This window comes from Variovorax sp. CAN15, from assembly GCF_030462475.1.
In the GTDB taxonomy this organism is placed as follows: Bacteria; Pseudomonadota; Gammaproteobacteria; order Burkholderiales; family Burkholderiaceae_C; genus Variovorax.
This window is the reverse complement of sequence record NZ_JASMRZ010000029.1, coordinates 1-13,235: the sequence shown is the minus strand read 5'-3', so window position 1 is coordinate 13,235 and position 13,235 is coordinate 1. Positions and strand designations below refer to the sequence as shown.

General features: G+C 67.3%; 13 protein-coding genes. 12 read left to right on the top strand and 1 reads right to left on the bottom strand.

Features of this window, described 5'->3' with window-relative positions:
* Positions 1-15 precede the first annotated feature (15 nt).
* Positions 16-825: an outer membrane protein assembly factor BamD gene (locus QMO14_RS18540; RefSeq protein ID WP_301508906.1), complete on the bottom strand. Its 810-nt coding sequence runs from the start codon at positions 823-825 to the stop codon at positions 16-18.
* A 77-nt stretch (positions 826-902) separates the two neighbouring features.
* On the opposite strand from QMO14_RS18540, the gene QMO14_RS18535 reads away from it, so the two are divergent.
* The 12 genes from QMO14_RS18535 to QMO14_RS18480 all read left to right on the top strand — a co-directional run.
* The gene (locus QMO14_RS18535) at positions 903-1,874 is read left to right on the top strand and encodes an RluA family pseudouridine synthase (protein ID WP_301508958.1); all 972 of its coding nucleotides are present in this window, start codon (positions 903-905) and stop codon (positions 1,872-1,874) included.
* 127 nt (positions 1,875-2,001) lie between these two features.
* Entirely contained in the window at positions 2,002-2,961 is a 960-nt protein-coding gene (gene scpB / locus QMO14_RS18530) for an SMC-Scp complex subunit ScpB (protein WP_301508905.1), read from the top strand.
* The gene (locus tag QMO14_RS18525; RefSeq protein WP_301508904.1) at positions 2,958-4,745 is read left to right on the top strand and encodes a pseudouridine synthase; all 1,788 of its coding nucleotides are present in this window, start codon (positions 2,958-2,960) and stop codon (positions 4,743-4,745) included. The genes scpB and QMO14_RS18525 overlap by 4 nt, the downstream gene beginning before the upstream one ends.
* A 153-nt stretch (positions 4,746-4,898) precedes the next feature.
* Positions 4,899-5,324 (top strand): nucleoside-diphosphate kinase, encoded by a 426-nt coding sequence (ndk, locus tag QMO14_RS18520; protein ID WP_019653122.1) that lies wholly within the window; start codon positions 4,899-4,901, stop codon positions 5,322-5,324.
* 22 nt (positions 5,325-5,346) lie between these two features.
* Positions 5,347-6,501: a 23S rRNA (adenine(2503)-C(2))-methyltransferase RlmN gene (rlmN, locus tag QMO14_RS18515; protein WP_301508903.1), complete on the top strand. Its 1,155-nt coding sequence runs from the start codon at positions 5,347-5,349 to the stop codon at positions 6,499-6,501.
* A gap of 4 nt (positions 6,502-6,505) precedes the next feature.
* Entirely contained in the window at positions 6,506-7,363 is an 858-nt protein-coding gene (pilW, locus tag QMO14_RS18510; RefSeq protein ID WP_301508902.1) for a type IV pilus biogenesis/stability protein PilW, read from the top strand.
* The gene (locus tag QMO14_RS18505; RefSeq protein ID WP_301508901.1) at positions 7,356-8,336 is read left to right on the top strand and encodes a helix-turn-helix domain-containing protein; all 981 of its coding nucleotides are present in this window, start codon (positions 7,356-7,358) and stop codon (positions 8,334-8,336) included. Before pilW ends, QMO14_RS18505 begins: the two co-directional genes overlap by 8 nt.
* Complete coding sequence (gene ispG / locus QMO14_RS18500; RefSeq protein WP_301508900.1) at positions 8,333-9,622, top strand: flavodoxin-dependent (E)-4-hydroxy-3-methylbut-2-enyl-diphosphate synthase; 1,290 nt, start codon at positions 8,333-8,335, stop codon at positions 9,620-9,622. The genes QMO14_RS18505 and ispG overlap by 4 nt, the downstream gene beginning before the upstream one ends.
* Positions 9,623-9,634: 12 nt before the next feature.
* Complete coding sequence (hisS, locus tag QMO14_RS18495; protein ID WP_301508899.1) at positions 9,635-10,957, top strand: histidine--tRNA ligase; 1,323 nt, start codon at positions 9,635-9,637, stop codon at positions 10,955-10,957.
* A 5-nt stretch (positions 10,958-10,962) separates the two neighbouring features.
* Entirely contained in the window at positions 10,963-11,655 is a 693-nt protein-coding gene (locus QMO14_RS18490) for a tetratricopeptide repeat protein (RefSeq protein ID WP_301508898.1), read from the top strand.
* Positions 11,656-11,662: 7 nt separating this feature from the next.
* Entirely contained in the window at positions 11,663-12,805 is a 1,143-nt protein-coding gene (gene bamB / locus QMO14_RS18485) for an outer membrane protein assembly factor BamB (RefSeq protein WP_301508897.1), read from the top strand.
* A 69-nt stretch (positions 12,806-12,874) separates the two neighbouring features.
* Positions 12,875-13,235: GTPase (locus QMO14_RS18480; protein ID WP_301508896.1), on the top strand; the 361-nt coding region annotated here is incomplete at its 3' end.

The following is a 13,235-nucleotide window of genomic DNA, read 5'->3' as shown; positions in this document are numbered from 1 at the left end:
ATGCGGTTGCCTGGCTTACCAGACCTTCCACCAGGGATCTTCCTTGCTCTTGAAGCCGTTCGCTAGGTAGGTGCTCTGCGGGTAGTTGGTGGTCAGCACGCGTTGTGCATCATCGCGCAGGTCCTTCATGCCCAGGGCGTCGTAGGACTTGACCATGATGTACAGGGCTTCTTCCAGGGCCGGCACTTCGCGGTAATCGGCGAGCGCGACCTGGGCTCGGTTGATGGCCGCCAGGTAGGCGCCGCGCGAGTAGTAGTAGCGCGCCACGTGAACTTCATACTGCGCGAGCGAGTTCACGATGTAGTTCATGCGCTGGCGCGCGTCGGGGGCATAGCGCGAATCGGGGAATCGCGTGGCCAGGTCCTTGAACGCCTCGAAAGACTCCTTGGCGGCCTTCTGGTCGCGCTCCGACAGGTCCTGGCGCGTCAGGAAGGCGAACATGCCGAGGTCGTCGTTGAAGTTGATCACGCCCTTGAGGTAGAGCGCGTAATCCATGGCCGGGCTCGCGGGGTGCAGCTTCATGAAGCGGTCGACGGTGGCGATGGCGGCCGCCTTTTCGCCCGACTTGTACTGGGCGTAGGCCTTTTCCAGCTGTGCCTGCTGTGCCAGCGGGGTACCGGCTGCGCGGCCTTCGAGCTTCTCGTAGAGCGGAATGGCCTTGTCGTAGGCACCCGATCCGGCCTCGTCCTTGGCTTCGGAGTAGATTCGGTTGGGACTCCAGGTGGCGGTCTTGTCGGCGGTAGAGGTCGACGAGCAGCCTGCTGCCAGCAGAGCCGCCGCGCTGAGCGCGATCCAGGCGGGGACCGATAATTTGGCGCGAATCATCACATACGGCTTTCGTGAAACAGTTGCCCTCAATTATATCGACCGACCCTCTGGGCAATATCCCCGACAGCCCCGAGGTGGCCGAGCACGAAGAGGGGGCGGACCCGGCCGAGGCCAGCGAGCAGCGTCCTTTCGTCATCGACCCTGCGCAGCATGGCCAGCGGCTCGATCGCGCGCTCGCCGCGCTGGTGCCCGAGTTTTCCCGCAGCTACCTGCAGCAGCTGATCGAAGCTGGCGTCGTCGAGCTGCAGGGCCGCACTGTCACCAAGGCCTCGGCCCCCGTCAAGGCGGGGCAGGCCGGCCGCATCGAGCTGCGCCCCACGCCCCAGAGCCAGGCCTTCCGGCCGGAGGCGATCGACATCGTCACCGTGTACGAGGATGAGCATTTGCGCATCGTCGACAAGCCCGCGGGGCTGGTCGTGCACCCGGCGCCGGGGCACTGGAGCGGCACGCTCTTGAATGGCCTGCTGGCGCTGGATCCCAAGGCCGTGCTGCTGCCGCGCGCCGGCATCGTGCACCGGCTCGACCGCGACACCAGCGGCCTGATGGTGGTGGCGCGTACCCGTGCCGCCATGGACGCGATGGTGGCGCTGATCGCCGCGCGCGACGTCAAGCGGCAGTATCTGGCCATCGGCCACAGGCAGTGGGAGGGCGCGTCGGCGCGCCATGTCGATGCTCCCATCGGCCGGGACCCGCGCAACCGGCTGCGCATGGCGGTGGTCGATCTCGAGCGCAGCGCAGGCAAGACGGCGCGCACGCTGATCGAGCGGCTCGACAGCAACGCCGAAGGCTGCGTCGTGCGATGCACCCTCGAAACCGGGCGCACCCACCAGATTCGCGTGCACATGGCGTCCATCGGCCACCCGTTGGTGGGCGACGCGCTCTACGGCGGCGCGCCGGCCGTGGGGCTGTCCCGCCAGGCGCTGCATGCATTCAGGCTGGCCTTCGTGCATCCCGTCACGCAGGCGCCACTGGAGTTCCACTCGCCGTTGCCGGCAGACCTCGCGCAGGCTTTGCAGGCCTGGGGGCTGGATTACAATCGCGCCTGACGGCCCGAGAGCCGCGCCGGCCCCCGAGACCGGCCTTGCGTTGCATTTGCCGCGTGCCTGCAGCGCCTACTCCTTCCATCCTTCTGAACAAGCGCCCCCAGGCGCCTTTTCCCGGATAACGCGAACCATGAATACGGCGGATGCCAAGCGCATTCTCGAAACCGCCTTGATCTGTTCGAGCCAGCCGTTGCCGGTGCGCGATATGCGCGTGCTGTTCGACGACGAGTTGGGTGCGGACACCATCAAGGCGCTGCTGCTCGAACTGCAGGAAGACTGGGCGCAACGCGGCCTGGAACTGGTGAGCGTCGGCAGCGGCTGGCGCTTCCAGAGCCGGCCGGAAATGCGCGACCACCTCGATCGCCTGCACCCCGAGAAGCCCCCGCGCTACACGCGCGCCGCGCTCGAGACGCTGGCCATCATCGCCTACCGCCAGCCGGCGACGCGCGGTGACATGGAAGACATCCGCGGCGTGACGATCAACTCGCTGATCCTCAAGCAGTTGGAAGATCGCGGCTGGGTCGAGGTCATCGGCCACCGCGAAACGGTCGGCCGCCCTGCGCTCTATGCGACCACCCGCCAGTTCCTCGACGACCTGGGCCTGGCCTCGCTCGACCAGTTGCCGCTGATCGAGACGCCTGCGCAGCAGGCGGCCCTGGTCGATGCGCTCGAGCAGGCCTCGGGCGAGCAGCAAGGGCTGCCCATCGACGCGGCTCCAGAGACCGAAGCGCTCGTCGAGGGCGATGCCGACGCGTCCGGAATGGCGGAGCTGGAGTTCTCCGCAGCCGACGCATCGGGGACCGATGCCGAGATTGCTGCTTCGCAGCAAGGCGAAGCGGCTGAGGCAGAACCGGCTGAAGAGCCGGAAGTGCAGGCCCAGGAATCCGCCGTCGCCGACATCGAGCCCGAAGTCGCCGAGCCCGCTGAAGCGGCCGAAGCGATCGAAGCCGCCCAGGCGCAGTTCGCCGAGAACGAAGCGGGCGCCGAATCCGTTCCCGCCGAACCAGAACAAGAACCCGCGTCGAAATCCGATGCCCCGTCCGAGGACGAGGCCGATCTTCACGCTCCCTCTCCCGGAAAAACCTCATGAGCACAACCGACACCGAAGACGCAGCAATGCTGCCGGTCGAGCCCGAAGTCAAGAAGAAGAAGAGGGCGACCGCTGCCAGCAAGGCCGTGGTTGATGCCATCGAAGCGGTAGCGCCGCCGGAGCCCGAGGCGCCGAAGAAACCGCGCGCGCCTCGCAAGAAGAAGGTGGTCGAGCAGGCAGTCCCGGACGCCGAGGCGGTGGCTGCGCCCGCTGAAGACGCGCCTCAGGAGATGGTCGAGCCGCAGGCCGCCGCCAGCGCGCAGGCTCCTGTCGCTGCCGCGGAGGTGGCCCATGACCCCGCGCCCGTCGAGGCGCCCCAGCCCGGACAGGCCGAGCGCTTCGAAGACCGCAACGACGAAAGTCAGGACGAGGACGAGGACGAGGACGAGCCCGACGAAGAGGAGGACGACCTCGACCGCGCCCGCCGCGCCGCCGAGCGCGAACAGCGCAACGCGCCGCCGCCCGAGCCGATCCGCTTCGCGGACGTCATCTCCGGCCAGTTCGACGCCGACGAGGAAAGCCCCGAAGTCCCGCCGCTCAAGCGCGTGCTGCTGCCGGAAGCCGATTCGCCCAAACTGCACAAGGTGCTGGCGCAGGCCGGCCTCGGCTCGCGGCTCGAGATGGAGCAGCTGATTCTCCAGGGCCGCATTTCCGTCAACAACGAGCCGGCCCATATCGGCCAACGCATCCAGTACGGCGACCAGGTCAAGATCAACGGCAAGCCGATCCGCTACCGCATCGCGCCGCCGCCGCCGCGCGTCATCGCGTACCACAAGCCCGTGGGCGAGGTGGTCACGCACGACGATCCGCAGAACCGTCCCACCGTGTTCCGCAAGCTGCCGCGCCTGCAGCAGGGCAAGTGGCAGTCTGTGGGGCGCCTCGACCTGAACACCGAGGGGTTGCTGCTGTTCAGCAGCTCCGGCGATCTGGCCAACCAGCTCATGCACCCGCGCTTCGGTCTGGAGCGCGAGTATGCGGTGCGGGTGCTGGGCGCGCTTGCCGGCGAAGAGAAGCAGAAGCTGCTGGACGGCGTGCGTCTCGACGACGGCATGGCGCAATTCGGTGCCATCGAGGATGGTGGCGGCGAAGGCTCCAACTGCTGGTATCGGGTGACCATCTCCGAAGGCCGCAATCGCGAGGTGCGCCGACTGTTCGAGTCGGTGGGGCATGCGGTCAGCCGGCTGATCCGCATCCGCTACGGCGCGATGGTGCTGCCGCGCGGCCTGAAGCGCGGCGCCTGGATGGAGCTCGACGAGCGCGACATCCGTGCCCTGTTCCAGGCTTCCGGTGGCGCGGTTGCACGGCCGGGCCCGCAGCAGCGTGGCCCGGGGCAGGAAGGCGGTGGCAATGGTCGTGGCGGCCGCAACAAGAAGCGCCGGGGCAACCGCAATGGCGGCGGGGGGCAGCAGCCGCGCGACATGCGCGAGGCGCGCGACGACGGCGGCCGAGATGCGCCGATCCCCAACCCGTTGGGCGACGGCCGTCCGCCGCGTGGCGAGCGGGGAGGGCGTCCCAACCGTGGTGGCGGCAATGGTGGTCAGCCCCAGGGCCAGGGGCGTCGTGGCAATGGCAACCGCCAAGGCGGTGGCAATCGCCAGGGTGACGACCGCCAGCCGGGCGGAGCCAGTCAGCCCGATCCGATGAAGACCTCCCTGGGCTACATCGGCGCCGACAGCTTCTCGCGCCAACGCAAGGAGCAGCGCGGAGGCCAACGCCGTGGTGGTGGCGGAGGCGGTGGTGGCGGCTTCGGCGGCCAGGGCGGCGGACGTCGCCGCGGGCGCTGAAAGTCTGCCGTCGCAGCGCGGCCTTTCGCGGGGTTTTCACCAATCCGCAAGGCCGCGCCGGTTAAAATCAGAGGCTTTGTCGACATGTGACGCAACAAACTCGTTGCAGTTGTGACAAAACACTTCAAAATCAAAGCTCCAGGAAGCATTTCAATGGCTATCGAACGTACCCTTTCCATCATCAAGCCCGACGCAGTTGCCAAGAACGTCATCGGCAAGATCGTTTCCCGCTTCGAGGCCGCCGGCCTGAAGATCGTCGCCGCCAAGCTGGTGCACCTGTCGCGCAACGAAGCCGAGCAGTTCTACGCCGTGCACAAGGAGCGTCCCTTCTTCAAGGACCTCGTCGAGTTCATGATCTCGGGCCCCGTGTTCGTGCAAGTGCTCGAAGGCGAGAACGCCATCGCCAAGAACCGTGACCTGATGGGCGCCACGGACCCCAAGAAGGCAGCCGCCGGCACCATCCGCGCCGACTTCGCCGACAGCATCGACGCCAACGCCGTTCACGGTTCGGACGCTCCCGAAACCGCCGCGAACGAAGTCGCCTTCTTCTTCGCCGGCCTCAACGTCTACGCACGCTGAAACCGGATCTCGCCCCGATTCCATGACCACGGCCAACCTGCTCGATTTCGATCTCGAGGGGTTGGCTGCGTTCTGCGAAAAACTCGGCGAGAAGAAATTCCGCGCCACGCAGCTGTTCCGCTGGATCCACCAGCGTGGCGCCAGCGACTTCACCCAGATGACCGATCTGGCGAAGTCGCTGCGCGAGAAACTCGCGACCACCGCTCGCGTGGAGGCCCTGCCGGTCATCACGCAGCACGAATCCAGGGACGGCACGATCAAGTGGCTGTTCGACGTCGGTGACGGCAATGCCGTCGAAGCCGTATTCATTCCCGAGGACGACCGCGGCACTCTTTGCGTGTCGTCCCAGGCCGGCTGCGCGGTCGGTTGCCGCTTTTGCTCGACGGGGCATCAGGGCTTCAGCCGCAACCTGGGCACGGGCGAGATCGTCGCCCAGCTCTGGTTTGCCGAACACTTCCTTCGCAAGCACCTCAAGCGCGACGAACGCATCATCTCCAACGTGGTGATGATGGGCATGGGCGAGCCCCTGCAGAACTACTCGGCGCTGGTGCCCGCGCTGCGCACCATGCTCGACGACAACGCCTACGGGCTGTCGCGCCGCCGCGTGACGGTGTCGACCTCCGGCGTGGTGCCTATGATCGACCGCCTGGGCGCCGATTGCGCCGTGGCCCTCGCGGTTTCGCTGCATGCGCCCAACGATCCGCTGCGCGACGACCTCGTGCCGCTCAATCGCAAGTACCCGATCGACGAACTCATCGAGGCCTGCAAGCGCTACCTGGCGCATGCGCCGCGCGACTTCATCACCTTCGAGTACTGCATGCTCGACGGTGTGAACGACCAGCCCGAGCATGCGCGGCAGCTCGTCGAGCTGGTTCGCAAGCACGGCATCTCGTGCAAGTTCAACCTGATCCCGTTCAACCCGTTTCCGGCCTCGGGCCTGCTGCGCTCGCCTCAGCCGCGCGTGCTGGCGTTCGCCAGGACGCTGAGCGAAGCCGGCCTCGTGACCACCGTGCGCAAGACGCGCGGCGATGACATCGATGCCGCCTGCGGGCAGCTCGCCGGTGACGTGAAGGACCGCACCCGCGCGGCCGAGCGCATGGCCCAGCGCCGCGCAGCCGGGCAGCGCCCGGTTGTTGTTTTGCATCCGGTCCGCAAGACCATCTCCCAGGAGCATTGAACCGATGAGCATGGCCATTTCGATGACGATCGCGAACGCGCGGCGGATGCTGGCAGTGGGTTTCGCGGGCGTCGCCATGTCATTGCTGCTCGGAGGCTGCGTGAGCACGCGCACCACCACCACCAGCCTGGCCGACAACAGCAATGCGACCAAGGGGACCGAGATCATCACCGAGTCCGACGAGTCCAGCCGCCAGCGCCGCGCGCGGCTGCGCATGGAACTGGCCGCCGGCTACTTCGAGCACGGCCAGACCACCGTGGCGCTCGACGAGATCAAGCAGGCGCTGGCCGCCGACCCGAACAACGCGGATGCCTACAACCTGCGTGGCCTCGTCTACATGCGTCTGGACGATGCCGGCCTGGCCGAAGACAGCTTCCGCCGCGCCATCGCGATCAATCCGCGCGATCCGAACACGCGCCACAACTACGGCTGGCTGCTGTGCCAGCAGAACCGCTATGGCGACGCCGCCGCGCAGTTCAACGAAGCCCTGGCCGTGCCGACCTATGCCGACCGTGCCAAGACGCTCATGACGCAGGGCGTGTGCGAACTCAAGGCAGGCCAGCGCGACAAGGCCGAACGCACCCTCATGCAGGCCTACGAAATCGACGCCGGCAATCCGATCGTCGGCTTCAACCTTGCGTCGGTGCTGGCACAGCGCGAGGAGTGGTCGCGCGCGCAGTTCTACATCCGCCGTGTCAACAACAGTGCCGCAGCCAGTGCCGAGACGCTCTGGCTCGGCATCAAGATCGAACGAAAGCTGAACAACCGCGAGGCAGTCGCGCAGTTGGGAGGCCAACTGCAACGACGCTTCCCCCAGTCGCGGGAGGCAACAGCGTACGAGCGCGGGAATTTCAATGACTGATCGGGTTTCGGAGTTCGGCACTTCAGCAGCATTGCCACTGGAAGCTGGCGATATCGCGAACAAGACGGCCGGTGAGTTGCTGCGCGAGGCGCGTGAAGCCCATGGCCTGCACATCGAGATGGTGGCCGCCGCGCTGAAGGTGCCGCCGCAGAAGCTCATGGCGCTCGAGGCGGACGACATCGCTTCGCTGCCCGACCCGGTCTTCGCGCGCGCGCTGGCCAGCAGCGTCTGCCGTGCCCTGCGCATCGACCCGGCTCCCGTGCTCGCGAAGCTGCCCAGCACCCAGAAGGTGTCGCTGGCCGAGACCGACCGCACCCTCCGCTCGAATATCAACTCGGGCACGCCGCGCTGGAACGGCAACGCCCGCTCGAGCGGGCTGCCTTCAAGGCCGCTCCTGATCGTCGTACTGCTGCTGCTGATCGGCGCGGGTGCGCTGTTCTGGCTACCGCAGTCGGTGTTCGACCAGCTCAGTGCTTCCGTGTCCCGCCTTGCGGTGCGCGGCGACGCCGGCGCGGAATCGGCGCCGGCCAGCGGCCCGGCTTCGGTCGCCAGCGGTGCCGTTGCCGAGACCGTGCCTACGCAAGCCGTGGCTACCGGCGGCCCGGTGGTTGGCGAGGCTCCCGCCGCGGCACCTGCTCCAGGTGCGCCTGCGGTAACCGCCGCTGCACCGGCTGCCGCGGCACCCGCCGCAGCTGCGGCTGCGGCTGCGGCTGCGGCASCAGCTTCAAGCAGCCAGCAGCTGGTCTTCGTCGCTCGCGAGGAATGCTGGATCACCGTGACCGAAGCCGGTGGCAAGCAACTGCTGCGCCGCAGCCTGCAGGCCGGCGAAACTGTGGGCCTGTCGGGCACGCTGCCGTTGTCGGTCGTGGTCGGCCGTGCTTCGAGCGTCGATGTACAGGTCCATGGGCAGCCTTTTGACCTGAAGCCCTTCACCAAGGGTGGCGGGGTGGCGCGTTTCGAGGTGAAGTCGTGACCTCCTCTGGCAATTGCCTTCCCGTTCCGATCGAGGCCGCGGCTCCCAAGGCCCGTCGTTCGCGCCAGGCCAGCGTGGTCTGGGGGCCTCGGGTGGTCACCGTGGGCGGCGATGCTCCGGTGCGCGTGCAGTCCATGACCAACACCGACACCGTTGATGCCATCGGCACGGCGATCCAGGTGAAGGAGCTGGCCCAGGCCGGCTCCGAGATGGTCCGCATCACGGTCAACACGCCCGAGGCGGCCGCGCAGGTGCCCTACATCCGCGAACAGCTCGACCGCATGGGTATCGACGTGCCGCTGGTGGGCGACTTCCACTACAACGGCCATCGCCTTCTGACCGAATATCCGGCCTGCGCCGAGGCGCTGAGCAAGTACCGCATCAACCCCGGCAACGTGGGCAAGGGCGACAAGAAGGACAAGCAGTTCGGCCAGATGATCGACGCCGCCATGCGCTGGAACAAGCCCGTGCGCATCGGCGTCAACTGGGGCAGCCTCGACCAGGAGCTGCTTGCCAGCCTGATGGACGTCAACAGCCAGCGCGCCGAGCCCTGGGATGCCAAGCAGGTGATGTACGAGGCGCTCATCACCTCGGCCATCGAGTCCGCCAGGCTGGCCGAGTCGATGGGTATGGCCGGCAACCAGATCATCCTGTCTTGCAAGGTGAGCGGCGTGCAGGACCTGATCTCGGTCTACCGCGAACTGGCTCGCCGCTGCGACTATCCGCTGCACCTGGGCCTCACCGAGGCCGGCATGGGTACGAAGGGCACCGTGGCTTCGGCTGCTGCGCTGTCGATCTTGCTGCAGGAGGGCATCGGCGACACGATCCGCGTGTCGCTCACGCCGCAGCCGGGCGAGTCGCGCACGCAGGAAGTGGTGATCGCCTCCGAGATCCTGCAGGCGCTGGGCCTTCGCGTATTCGTGCCGAGCGTCACCGCCTGCCCGGGCTGCGGCCGCACCACCAGCACCACCTTCCAGGAGCTGGCCAAGCAGATCGACGACTACCTGCGCATGCAGATGCCCGTCTGGCGCAAGAAATATCCGGGTGTGGAGACGCTGAAGGTGGCCGTCATGGGCTGCATCGTCAACGGCCCCGGCGAGAGCAAGCATGCCGACATCGGCATCAGCCTGCCCGGCACCGGCGAGGCGCCCGCGGCGCCCGTCTTCATCGACGGCGAAAAGGCCCTCACGCTGCGCGGCGACAATATCGCCAACGAGTTCCATCAGCTCGTCGAAAACTACATTGAAAAGCGCTTCGGACAGCACCTGGCTGCCGACGCCGCCTGACCCCTTCCTCCTATGGCTGACAAGATAAGTGCCGTCAAAGGCATGAACGACATATTGCCGGCGAGCGTGCCGCGCACCGACCGCCTGCCCGATTCGGCGCTGTGGTCGTGGTTCGAGCAGAAGGTGCGGCAGCTGCTGGCCCGCTACGGCTATCACTACATCGTGACGCCCGTCGTCGAGCCGACCGCGCTTTTCGTGCGCGGCCTCGGCGAGGTCACCGACATCGTCGAGAAGGAGATGTACTCCTTCACTGACTCGATGAACGGCGACAAGCTCACGCTGCGTCCCGAGGCCACGGCCGGCATCGTGCGCGCGATGGTCGAGCACAACGCGCTCTACAACGGCCCGCTGCGCCTGTGGACCATGGGAGCGATGTTCCGCCACGAGCGGCCGCAGAAGGGGCGCTACCGGCAGTTCCACCAGCTCGACGTCGAGGCGCTCGGCTTCCCGGGGCCGGACGTGGATGCCGAACTCATCCTCATGGTGCGGGCGCTCTGGCGCGAGCTCGGGCTGATCGAGGGCGAGCATGTGCGCCTGGAGATCAACAGCCTGGGCCAGCCGGCAGAACGGCAGGCGCACCGCGAGGCACTGATCCGCCACTTCGAGGCGCATGCCGACGCGCTCGACGCCGACGCGAAGCGGCGCCTGCACAGTAACCCGCTGCGCATCCTCGACACGAAGAACCCGGCGATGCAGTCCGTCGTCGAGGCTGCGCCTCAGTTGATGGATTTTCTCGGCGAGGAATCGCGCGCACACTTCGATGCGGTGCGTGCCGTGCTCGACGCCGCGGGCCTGGCCTACCGCGTGAATCCGCGCCTGGTGCGCGGCATGGACTACTACAACCTCACCGTTTTCGAGTGGGTCACGGACCAGCTCGGCTCGCAAGGCACCGTCTGCGGAGGCGGGCGCTACGACGGCCTCATCGGGCAGATGGGTGGCAAGCCGGCGCCCGCCGTCGGCTTCGGCCTCGGGATCGAGCGGTTGCTGCTGCTGATCCAGGAACTGGGCCTGCCTGTGCCGGCCGCGGCGCCCGCGGCCTATGCCATCGTGCCTTCGGCCACGATGCTGCCGCAGGTCATGGGCGTGCTCGAGCAACTGCGGGCCGCAGGCGTCAGCGTGCTGCAGCACGCCGGCGGTGGCAACATGAAGGCGCAGTTCAAGAAGGCCGATGCGAGCGGCGCGCGCTACGCGCTGATCTTCGGCGAAGACGAGCTGTCGCGCGGCGAGGTCACCGTCAAGTCGCTGCGCGACGCAGGCGGAGCGCAGACTGCCCGGTCTCTTTCGGAAGTGGCCACCTGGGCCGCCACCCTACAATCGCCGGCTTCCAATACCTGACACGCATGGCAACCCATCTCGACCTCGAAGAACAGGAACAGCTCGACCAGCTCAAGCATTTCTGGAATACCTACGGCACCCTGATCACCTCGGTCGTGCTGCTCGTTGCCGGCGCCTTCGTGGCCTGGAACGGCTGGCAATGGTATGGCCGCAACAAGGCCGCGCAGGCTTCGTCTCTTTACGACGAGATCGAGAAGACGGCGCAGGCGGGCGACCCGGCGCGCATCGCGCTCGTGCTTGACGACATGAAGAAGCGCTTCTCGGGCACGACCTACGCGCAGCAGGCGGGCCTGCTGGCCGCCAAGACGCTGTACGAGAAGGGCAACGCCGCGGGTTCGCGCGCCGAGCTCGAATGGGTGGCCCAGAACGCCATCGACCCTGGCTACAAGGCCGTTGCCCGCCTGAGGCTGGCGGCTGAACTGCTCGACGGCAAGTCGTACGACGACGCCCTCAAGCAGCTCGACGGCAGCGTGCCCAAGGAATTCGAACCGCTGGTGGCCGACCGCAAGGGCGACATCTACCTGGCCCAGGGCAAGCGCGCCGAGGCGCAGGCCGAATACCGCAAGGCCTGGACCGGCCTCGGCCCCACTTCCGACTACCGCCGCCTGGTGGAGATCAAGCTCAACGCGGTCGGTGTCGACCCCAAGAGCCTGGCTCCCGTGATCACCGTCACTCCCGCAGCCCCCAAGACTCCCTGACCGCATCATGAATTTCAAGCGCCTCATGCCTGAATCGTCCGCCCTGCGTGCGGGATCAGCTCTCGTTTTGGTAGCGTTTCTTGCCGCCTGCTCCGGCTCTGCCAAGCCGAAGCCCGATGAACTCCCCGCCAACCCGGCCCTGATGGGAGTGCGCCAGGCTTGGACGGTGCGCATCCCTGAAGTGCAGTTCCCACTGACCACCGACATCAGCGGCGACACGATCACCGTGGCCGCCAGCGACGGCACGGTGGTCGCCATCGATGCGCGCGCAGGCCGCGAAGTCTGGCGTGCGAATGCCGGCGCCCCGCTGGCGGCCGGCGTGGGCAGCGACGGATCGGTGGCGGCGGTCGTCACCACCGGCAACGAGCTGGTCGCCCTCGAAAACGGCAAGGTGCTGTGGAAGCAGAGGCTCTCGGCCCAGGCCTTCACCGCACCGCTGGTGGCGGGGCGCCGCGTGTTCGTGCAGACCGCCGACCGCAGCATCAGTGCCTGGGATGGCCAGAGTGGCCGCCGCCTGTGGATCCAGCAGCGCGCGGGCGAAAACCTCGTGCTGCGCAAGTCGGGCGTGCTCATTGCCGTCGGCGACACGCTGGTGGCTGGCGTCGGCGGCCGGTTGGTGGGCATCAATCCCGCCAACGGCACTTCGCGCTGGGAATCACCGATTGCTGCCCCGCGCGGCACCAATGACGTTGAGCGCCTGGTCGATCTGACCGGTAGCGTAAGCCGCTTCGGCGACACGGTCTGCGCGCGTGCCTACTACGCCAGTGTCGGCTGCGTCGATACCTTGCGCGGTTCGCTGGTCTGGAGCAAGCCTGCCTCAGGCGCCGACGGCGTCAGCGGCAACGAGAGCTTCGTCTACGGCACGGAGTCCGACGGCAGCGTTGTGGCGTGGCGGCGTGCCGATGGCGAGCGCGCCTGGCAGATGTCCCGCCTCAAGAACCGGGTGTTGACCTCGCCGCTGGCCGTGGGGCGCTCGCTCATCATCGGCGAGAACACCGGAACCCTGCATTTCGTGTCGCGCGAAGACGGTGCGCTGCTCAACCGCGTCACGCCGGATGGTTCGGCCATCACTGTCGCTCCGGTGTTGGCCGGCAATACGGTGGTCGTGGTGACAGCCAAGGGTGGCGTGTTTGGCTATCGCCCAGAGTAACTTTCCTTCCTTTTCCTTTCTCTCTTTCCAAGGCCCGACCATGAAAACCGCGTCCTCGAAAGGCCGGCCATGAAGCCGGTCGTGGCCCTGGTCGGGCGGCCGAATGTCGGCAAGTCGACCCTCTTCAACCGGCTGACCCAGACGCGCGACGCCATCGTCGCCGACTTCGCCGGGCTCACGCGGGACCGCCACTACGGCAACGGCCGGCTGGGCAAGCGCGAGTTCATCGTCATCGACACCGGCGGCTTCGAGCCCGATGCGGGAAGCGGCATCTACAAGGAGATGGCCAAGCAGACGCGCCAGGCCGTTGCCGAGGCCGACGTCGTGATCTTCGTGGTTGACGCGCGGGAAGGACTCTCCGCGCAGGACCACGACATCGCCAACGAACTGCGCCGCATCGGCAAGCCGTGCCTGCTGGTGGCCAACAAGG

What these genes read in the sequence shown, in the direction of transcription:
- QMO14_RS18540 (WP_301508906.1), bottom strand. Translation starts at nt 825, where the DNA reads ATGATTCGCGCCAAATTATCGGTCCCCGCCTGGATCGCGCTCAGCGCG.
- QMO14_RS18490 (WP_301508898.1), top strand. Translation starts at nt 10,963, where the DNA reads ATGGCAACCCATCTCGACCTCGAAGAACAGGAACAGCTCGACCAGCTC.
- scpB (WP_301508905.1), top strand. Translation starts at nt 2,002, where the DNA reads ATGAATACGGCGGATGCCAAGCGCATTCTCGAAACCGCCTTGATCTGT.
- pilW (WP_301508902.1), top strand. Translation starts at nt 6,506, where the DNA reads ATGAGCATGGCCATTTCGATGACGATCGCGAACGCGCGGCGGATGCTG.
- hisS (WP_301508899.1), top strand. Translation starts at nt 9,635, where the DNA reads ATGGCTGACAAGATAAGTGCCGTCAAAGGCATGAACGACATATTGCCG.
- ndk (WP_019653122.1), top strand. Translation starts at nt 4,899, where the DNA reads ATGGCTATCGAACGTACCCTTTCCATCATCAAGCCCGACGCAGTTGCC.
- bamB (WP_301508897.1), top strand. Translation starts at nt 11,663, where the DNA reads ATGAATTTCAAGCGCCTCATGCCTGAATCGTCCGCCCTGCGTGCGGGA.
- QMO14_RS18525 (WP_301508904.1), top strand. Translation starts at nt 2,958, where the DNA reads ATGAGCACAACCGACACCGAAGACGCAGCAATGCTGCCGGTCGAGCCC.
- rlmN (WP_301508903.1), top strand. Translation starts at nt 5,347, where the DNA reads ATGACCACGGCCAACCTGCTCGATTTCGATCTCGAGGGGTTGGCTGCG.